This is a genomic window from Streptococcus infantis (genome assembly GCF_964243025.1).
Taxonomy (GTDB): Bacteria; Bacillota; Bacilli; order Lactobacillales; family Streptococcaceae; genus Streptococcus; species Streptococcus infantis_N.
In genome coordinates, this window is record NZ_CAXTDJ010000014.1 from 1 (window position 1) to 2,060 (window position 2,060).

Annotated in this window: 1 pseudogene; it reads left to right on the forward strand. The window is 42.9% G+C overall.

What is annotated here, in order from left to right:
- Window positions 1-2,060: pseudogene (locus tag ACESNQ_RS08640) on the forward strand (CshA family fibrillar surface protein C); the annotation flags it as partial.

Genomic DNA, 2,060 nt, shown 5'->3' on the forward strand with positions numbered 1-2,060 from the left:
GTTCCTGAAAAATCATTTGTTGGTAAAGCTCCATCAGTTACAGTTGTTCGTGAAGATATGAACGGAACGAAAGCTTCTTCAACATACACACCAACAGTAACACCAGTAACACCAACAGCTGAAGATGCTACTTCAACTGATAAGCAAGGTCAAACACAATCTGGTAAACCAACATTCACACCAGGTAACTCAAACGTACCAATGGATGATGCTGTTCCAGCAACATTTGAAGATGGTTCAACAACTAAGACTATCCCAGGTGAAGGAACATACACAGTAGCACCAGATGGCACTGTATCATTCGTACCAGAAAAATCATTCACAGGTACAGGCACAGGCGTGACTGTTAAACGTGTAGATAAGAATGGTACACCAGTAACAGCTAAGTACACACCAACAGTAACTCCTGTAACTCCTACAGCGACACCTGCTGAATCAGTAGCTCCTCAAGGTGTGGTTCAAACTGGTACTGTTACATTCACAGAAGGTGACCCAGTTGCACCAATCGACAAGGATACTATTACTCTTCTTGACGAAAATGGTCAACCAGCAGCTTCAGTAGATGCTAAGTCACCAGACGGTAAGGTTATCGGTACATTCACAGTTGATAAAGCAACCGGTGTTGTAACCTTTACACCAACTGACAAGTCATACTCAGGTGATGTTGTTCCAGTTAAGGTTCAAGCTAAAGATGCTAACGGTACTGCTGTAGAAACAACTTACACACCTAAGATCACTCCAGTAGTTCCAACAGGTGAAGATGTAACTTCAAAAGATAAACAAGGCCAAACTCAATCAGGTAAACCTAAGTTTACAGAAGGTGATCCAGTAGTTCCAATGGATGATGATACGCCAGCTACATTCGAAGATGGCTCAACGACTAAGACAATTCCAGGCGAAGGTACTTATACAGTAGCTCCAGATGGAAGTGTAACCTTCGTCCCAGAGAAATCATTCATCGGAACAGGAACAGGTGTAACAGTTAAACGTGTAGATAAGAATGGTACACCAGTAACAGGTAAGTACACACCAACAGTAACACCAGTAACACCAACAGCGACTCCTGCTGAATCAGTAGCACCTCAAGGTGTAGTTCAAACTGGTACTGTTACCTTCACAGAAGGTGACCCAGTTGCGCCAATCGACAAGGATACCATTACCCTTCTTGACGAAAATGGTCAACCAGCAGCTTCAGTAGATGCTAAGTCACCAGACGGTAAGGTTATCGGTACCTTCACAGTTGATAAAGCAACAGGTGTAGTCACTTTCACACCAACTGATAAGACCTATTCAGGTGATGTAGTTGCCGTTAAGGTTCAAGCTAAGGACGCCAACGGTACACCAGCTGAAACAACTTACACACCAAAGATTACTCCAGTTGTTCCAACAGCAGAGGATGTAACTTCAAAAGATAAACAAGGGCAAACTCAAACAGGTAAGCCTAAGTTTACAGAAGGAAATCCAAACATTCCAATGGATGATGATACGCCAGCTACATTCGAAGATGGCTCAACAACGAAGACAATTCCAGGCGAAGGTACTTATACAGTCGCACCAGATGGAAGTGTGACTTTCGTACCAGAAAAATCATTCATCGGAACAGGAACAGGTGTAACAGTTAAGCGTGTAGATAAGAACGGTACACCAGTAACAGGTAAGTACACACCAACAGTCACACCAGTAACACCTACAGGTGAACCAGCAACAACAATTGGTCCAAAAGGTCAAGAGCAATCTGGTAAACCAGTCTTCAAGGAAGGCGATAGCCGTGTTCCTATGAATGACAATGTTCCAGCAACATTCGAAGATGGCTCAACAACTAAGACAATTGAAGGAGTTGGTACTTACACAGTAGCATCAGACGGAACAGTAACCTTCAAACCAGAACCTGAATTTACAGGAACAGCTCCATCTGTTACAGTTGTTCGTGAAGATATGAACGGAACAAAAGCTTCTGCAACATACACACCAACAGTAACACCAGTTACTACGTTTGTAGATAAAGAAGGTAAAGCAATTCCAGGATATCCAACAGAAGACGGTGAAAATCCTAAGAAAGA